7 protein-coding genes are annotated in these 6,180 nt (G+C 37.4%); 5 read left to right on the top strand and 2 right to left on the bottom strand.

Translation table 11 applies throughout. The features are described 5' to 3' along the window. The first annotated feature begins 73 nt into the window (after window positions 1-73). The 5 genes from mntR to RT445_RS11860 all read left to right on the top strand — a co-directional run bounded on the left by mntR (window position 74) and on the right by RT445_RS11860 (window position 3,647). Window positions 74-493: a transcriptional regulator MntR gene (gene mntR / locus RT445_RS11840; RefSeq protein ID WP_274794703.1), complete on the top strand. Its 420-nt coding sequence runs from the start codon at window positions 74-76 to the stop codon at window positions 491-493. Between the two features lie 29 nt (window positions 494-522). Continuing rightward, window positions 523-1,380, top strand: a complete 858-nt coding sequence (locus RT445_RS11845) for a CvfB family protein (protein ID WP_274794702.1) — start codon at window positions 523-525, stop codon at window positions 1,378-1,380. A gap of 129 nt (window positions 1,381-1,509) precedes the next feature. Next, window positions 1,510-2,424, top strand: coding sequence for a DUF1002 domain-containing protein (locus tag RT445_RS11850; protein ID WP_274794701.1), 915 nt, complete (start codon window positions 1,510-1,512; stop codon window positions 2,422-2,424). Between the two features lie 135 nt (window positions 2,425-2,559). Beyond that, on the top strand, window positions 2,560-2,841 hold the full coding sequence (locus RT445_RS11855) for a GNAT family N-acetyltransferase (protein WP_274794700.1): 282 nt from the start codon (window positions 2,560-2,562) through the stop codon (window positions 2,839-2,841). 497 nt (window positions 2,842-3,338) lie between these two features. Continuing rightward, complete coding sequence (locus RT445_RS11860) at window positions 3,339-3,647, top strand: hypothetical protein (protein WP_274794699.1); 309 nt, start codon at window positions 3,339-3,341, stop codon at window positions 3,645-3,647. A 17-nt stretch (window positions 3,648-3,664) separates the two neighbouring features. Here RT445_RS11860 and RT445_RS11865 read toward each other — a convergent pair whose 3' ends face one another. Both RT445_RS11865 and scpC read right to left on the bottom strand, forming a co-directional pair. Continuing rightward, window positions 3,665-4,807, bottom strand: coding sequence for an MFS transporter (locus RT445_RS11865; protein WP_274794698.1), 1,143 nt, complete (start codon window positions 4,805-4,807; stop codon window positions 3,665-3,667). A gap of 121 nt (window positions 4,808-4,928) precedes the next feature. Beyond that, window positions 4,929-6,180, bottom strand: a 1,252-nt coding sequence (scpC, locus tag RT445_RS11870) for a succinyl-CoA:acetate CoA-transferase ScpC (protein ID WP_313470635.1), incomplete at its 5' end; no start/stop codon positions are given.

The raw sequence follows: 6,180 nt of genomic DNA on the forward strand, positions 1-6,180 counted from the left end.
GTATTTTCAGTTAACTTTTAAGCCAAGCTTGTAGTAAACTAGAGATAAGAAAAGGAAAGAGAGGGAAAAGGATATGCCAACACCAAGTATGGAGGACCATATCGAACAAATATATTTATTAATTGCCAACAAAGGATATGCACGTGTGTCTGACATCGCTGAAGCATTATCTGTTCTTCCTTCTTCTGTTACAAAAATGGTTCAAAAATTAGATAAAGATGGTTATTTAGTTTATGAAAAGTACCGTGGACTGACATTGACGCCTAAAGGAGAAAAGCTTGGAAAGCGTCTTGTGCAGCGCCATGAATTGCTCGAGCAGTTTTTACGGATGATTGGTGTGGATGAAGAGCGTATTTATGATGATGTTGAGGGAATTGAGCATCACTTAAGCTGGAATTCAATCGATCGTATTGCAGATCTTGTGCAAGTAATGGAAGAGAATCCAGACATCGTGAAAAAATTGGAAGCATCTAAGACACAGCACCATCTTTAAAATGATGGTGTGAAGGAAAGGAAGTCAATATGAACGAATTAAAATCGGGTGAAGTCGTTACGTTAACGGTATTAGAGCAACAAACATCGAAATGGATTTTAACAAATGGAGTTGAAGAACTACCTTTAAATGCTTCAGAGGTAACAGAGCCACTTACTGTAGGTGACCGCCTTGAAGTATTTTTATTTGTGGATCGCCGTGGCGATTTAGCTGCTACTACTGCTATTCCGTCTTTTACACAAGGTGAATATGGCTGGGCGCGCGTCTTGAAAGTGGTGGAGCGTGAAGGCGCATTTGTAGATATTGGTACATCACGTGAGGTTTTAGTAAAGGCAGAGGATCTACCTGCTATAAAAGAGTTATGGCCAGAACCAGGCGATCATTTATTTATGACATTGCGTACAGATCGTAATGGTGAGTTATTTGGACGTTTAGCAACGGAAGAAAAAATTTCGGAGCTTTACGAAGGTGCATTTGAAGATATGCACAATAAAAATATCCTAGCACGTCCGTACCGCTTGTTACCAGTGGGCTCATTTTTGCTAGGTGTAGAAATTCCTTACCGTATCTTTGTTCATGAATCGGAGCGCAATGCAGAGCCTCGACTAGGACAAGATGTCGTTGTTCGTATTATCGATGTAAAAGAAGATGGTTCAATGAATGCATCTCTTTTACCGAGAAAACATGAGCGTCTTTCAAATGACGCACAACAAATATTGAATTATCTACAAGGTGTGGGAGGTAAAATGCCATTTGGTGATAAATCATCTCCTGAAGAGATTCAAGACATGTTTAACATGAGTAAAGGTGCATTCAAACGTGCCTTAGGAACACTCATGAAGGCAGGTAAAGTAAAGCAAGAAAACGGCTGGACAGAAGAAGTTTAGTGAATATAAGTGGAAAAGCGACGAGAAACATCTTTGAAACCTTCTCGTCTTTTTTTCGTACTAATTATTGTATAATGACATACATTATACAGGCTAATTACGAGGTTTTAACGAAAGGGGTCACACGATTTGAAAAATACATGGATTAAAATACTAACAGCTACAATGTTGGTATTCGGAGTGATGGCACCAGCAACGGGGTTTGCATCTGATAATACGCCTCCGAAAGCAATTGATGAAAAACTAGGCGTACCTATTGTTGTGTATGGAGCCAATTTATCTGAGGATGAAAAAGAGTCAGTAAAGAAATCATTAAAAGTAAGTGAAGAACCTGAAATCGAAGAAATTACTGTGTCAGGTCAGGATCTGGTTAAATACATTAAAGATAGTAATTCAAGTTCTCGTATGTATTCTTCTGCTAAAATTACACGTCGGGATGCAGGAAAAGGTCTAGTGATCGAGATTGTGACACCATCCAATATAACGCAAGTTACATCAGAAATGTACGCGAATGCCATGCTAACAGCAGGGATTCAAGATGCAACAGTACAAGTAGCTGCACCGAAAGCTGTTACAGGTCATTCAGCGTTAGTAGGTATCTACAAGGCTTATGAGGTTACAACAGGTGAAACACTTGATATTGATCGTACAGATGTAGCAAATGAAGAATTATCAGTAGCAACATCCATTGCAGAATCGGCTGGGGTAGATGATGCAAAGGTTGCAGAATTATTGACAGAAATTAAAAAGCAAATTGCTGAATTAAAGCCAGCAACACGAGAGGACGTTGAAAAAATCGTCCAGGAGCAATTAAATAAGCTAGAAATCAACTTAAGTGAAAAGGATCGTCAATTGCTAGTGGATTTAATGGATAAAATCAGTAAGCTAGATATTGATTTTAGTAAATGGTCCGAACAATTAAATGATATTAGTAACACCATTCAAGAAAAATTCGGTTCCCTTATGGAAGATAAAGGATTCTGGGAAAGTGTGAAAAGTTTCTTTGCTAATTTAAAAGATACTATTTCTTCTTGGTTTAACTAACGATTTAATAGTAAAAGAATCTGTGATACTCACATACTAGAATGAGTGCACAGATTCTTTTTTGTTTAGGAGAGTTAGGAAGTTTTGTGAAAATATAAAAAGCTATGGTACTATGAATAAAAGGAGTGGTGAGAAATGGAATTCCAATTACAACAACTAGCGGAAAATAAGTTTGCATTTTTAAATGAGCAAGATGGGGAAAGACTAGCAGAAATTACATGGCAGCAAAATGGTCAAGTAATGGTAATGGATCACACATATGTATCAGATAAACTCCGAGGACAAGGTGTGGCTAAACAATTACTCGATCAGGCTGCATCCTATGCACGTGATAAAGGCTATAAAATGGAAGCTGTTTGTTCCTATGTTGTTGCAGCATTTGAAAAATCAGATGCATATAATGATGTGAAACAATAAAAAATAAGGCAATCTGCTTATGAGATAAGCGGATTGCCTTTTAATTTTTTGAGCAAATCATTTTAGCAGCTCCTTACAGTAAGATGACACTATAGATTAATACAGTTAAGAAGCCAGCTCCACCTATTAATGACGCCATATCTACCCAATCATACGCTAAGTCGAAATCTTTCATCCTAATCACTCTCCTGTTTTAGTATTAATTCATTAATTCCCTTTACTTGCCTTTTATAATCATAAGTAGTTACAAAATTATGATGAATGAAAAAAATGATGGTAAGAGACTCGATTTAAATAGAATCTAAGTGTAATTGTCTCCCATCATGGCAAGACGAAGAGTATAGAAATAGTGAAATGGTTACTAGATAACAAGGCAAGGTTTAGCTGTACATTGATATATATGCTAGAGGTTATAAAAAAATAATGTTTATTCTTTTAAGAATAGGGAAAAACTATACTACAGAGCTAGTTTCTATATTTTTAGGAGGTAATAAATCATGGCAAAACGAAAAGGAACAGGTGTTGTCATTGCAGGATTAGCAGGATTAGCAGCATCTTATTTTAGCAAAAAAGAGAATCGTGATAAAGCTTTAACAATGTTTAATGGTTTGAAAGCCAAATTAGAGTCATTTCTTACAGCAGGTCCTGAAATGCATGACAATATTGCGGAGCGTGTTTCAACAGAGGTTGCAACAGAGGCAGGCACCTCACCAACAAAGATTGCCTCAAATGAAATGGTAGCTGAAGGTGGAGGACATACAGGTGTCCATTTCTATAATGAAGAAATTCAAGAAAAAGAAAAATAACGAAAAAACCTTCTCATCTATGCGTGAGAAGGTCTTTTGTGTGGAAGTAGGATGACTCCCGCGAAGATTAGTAATACTATTCCCGTAAAGATAAAGCCGCTAATAATGCCCAGTGACAGCCAACCTAGTAAAGAGGAGCCAAGCACTACGCCAAGGGAGAAAAATGCATAGAAATAGCCGTATGCTTTTCCACGTACTTCAGCAGTTGTGGAGTCAATTAGTAGGGAATTTACTGAAGGGAATAGGAAACCGAATCCGATTCCATAGCAAGCCATCGCCATATATAGTAAAGAGCTAGAATCAGCCTGACTAATTAATAATTGGCTTATTCCCATTAAACCTATACCAAAGGACAATGTTTTGAGTGGTGAGACCTTATCAAATATACGGTTAGTTGGTAATAGAAAAACTAGGACAGCAATAATACCAAAGGTGCTCATTAAAGTTCCACTTAAACGCGAGTCAAATCCTAAAGATTGAACTTTAAGTGGGAGTAGGTAGGCAATAACACCTTGAGAAAACATTAAGAAGAATGCGCCTAAAAAGGCTTTTAATGTACCCGTGTTATTAAAAAATACACTGATCGAAATATATGTACTGGGTTCTGCTTTTTCTCTTTGTACCTGCTTTGTTTTCAACATAAAGAACGCTAGAATACCTAGCATAAGCATAGAGCTTGCCGTGATATTGAAAACGAATGGGACGCTTGTTCGACTTGCTAATATACCACTAAATGCAGGGCCGATAATTGCTGCAATCCCTACAAATGCGCCGGAAATAGCACTGCCCTTTCCCCTTTTTTCTTGTTCAGTAGCGTTTGCTAAAAAGGTAAAGGCAGCTGGAACTATAAAGCCTGCAACAAGTCCATGGATAAAACGTACAATTAAAAGAGCAATTGGTTCTTCTATTAAATTATATAGTGTTAGCGATAAACCTGTTGTCAGAAGACCTGTTATAAGGATGATAAAAGGTCCTTTACGATCTGTTAAAAATCCGGAAATGATATTACCAAAAGTGTTGGACAGCGAATACATACCTACAGCAAGACCTGTTAGGAATGCAGAGGCACCTAGAGATTCAGCGTATGTACTCATAACAGGCAACTGGGTAAAAAGATCGAAAAATGAAAAGAAAATAATGACATAGATAAATTTTTTCATAGTTCCTCCAATGAAATCGAGCAGTTTAGCAAGGTAGTTTCATATGGTCCTATTATAGCATTTTCCAATAAAAAAGAACGTCCAATAAGTTTGACTTATTAGACGTCCTAAAAAGTAGTGATTAAGCTTTTGCAACTTCTTTTTTCATTGTTTTGTTTTTAGCAAGGTTTACATGCCAAGAAAGTGCTTCTTCTAAAATATGAGGTGTTTGGTGGTTACCAGTTGCTTCAACTGCACGGTTGTAGTAATCCCATAATTGTTCTTTGTAATCTGGGTGTGCACAGTTTTCGATAATTAAAGGTACACGCTCTTTTGGAGCTAGACCACGTAAGTCAGCAATACCTTGCTCAGTTACGATTACATCTACATCATGCTCAGTGTGGTCAACGTGAGAAACCATAGGCACGATAGAAGAGATTGCTCCACCTTTTGCATATGATTTTGTGACAAAAATACCTAGACGTGCATTACGTGCGAAGTCACCTGAACCACCGATACCGTTCATCATACGAGTACCAGATACATGTGTTGAGTTTACGTTACCATAGATATCTAACTCAAGAGCAGTATTGATTGAGATTAATCCCAAACGACGGATAAGCTCTGGGTGGTTAGAAATTTCTTGTGGACGTAAGCAGATTTTGTCAGCATATTTTTCTAAATTGCCGTATACTTTTTTCTGCAATTCTTCAGTAAGTGTAATTGAAGTAGCAGCGGCAAATTTAACTTTACCTGCGTCAATCAAGTTAAATACAGCATCTTGTAGTACTTCAGATGCAACAACTAAATCTTCGAATTCTGAATCTGCAAAACCGTCTAATACGGCATTTGCTACAGAACCTACACCAGATTGTAGTGGCATTAATTGTTTTGTTAAACGACCCGCTTTAATTTCATCACGGAAGAAGTCTAATAGAATGTTTGCCATTGTTTGTGTTTCTTCATCTGGTGGTACGATTAATGAAGGCGCATCTGGCTCTTCAGAAATAACAATTGCTTTAATTTTTGCTGGATCAACTTTGATACCAATATCACCAAGGCGCTGCATAGCATCTGTCATTGGGATAGCTTCACGGTTACCTTGTTCACCAGGTACATAAATATCGTGGATACCGATTAACGCTTCTGGATGAGAAATGTTTAACTCGATAATAATATTTTCAGCATATTCTGCGAAGATTGGTGAGTTACCTACAGAGTTTGTTGGAATGATAAATCCATCTTCAGTAATAGCAACTGCTTCAAGAATTAGATATTTAATTGGTCCTATAATTCCTTGGCGCACTAGCTCAGCATTATGTGAAAGATGAGCATCTACATAAAGCACATCTCCTGAGTTAATTAAATTACGGATACCCGCGTCACCTAGGAAT

Source organism: Lysinibacillus sp. (genome assembly GCF_032093475.1).
Classification (GTDB): domain Bacteria; phylum Bacillota; class Bacilli; order Bacillales_A; family Planococcaceae; genus Lysinibacillus; species Lysinibacillus irui.